We start from the raw sequence: 252 nt of genomic DNA on the forward strand, positions 1-252 counted from the left end.
CTGTCGATTGGTCAAACCTTGTCGTTGTCAACGACAGACTTGTCGGTCTCTGCGGATGAATCAGCGCCACCTGATGTGGCAGTAAGCAATAGTCATGCTCAAGGAGAAGTCAAAGAGATTACGGCAGGAGAAAAAGCCCGCGTCACAGGCGATGTACTGAATGTTCGGAAGAAGCCTTCCGTGGATGCCAAAGTTCTAGGAAAATTAAAATTTGGCTCGCTTGTAGAGGTTCTGGAAACGGATAGTGAATGG

At 48.0% G+C, this 252-nt stretch carries 1 protein-coding gene; it reads left to right on the top strand.

Translation table 11 applies throughout. The features are described 5' to 3' along the window. Positions 1-24 precede the first annotated feature (24 nt). A partial coding sequence (locus SB775_RS31870; protein WP_410865293.1) for an SH3 domain-containing protein occupies positions 25-252 on the top strand: 228 nt, incomplete at its 3' end.

The organism is Peribacillus sp. SIMBA_075 (assembly GCF_046534585.1).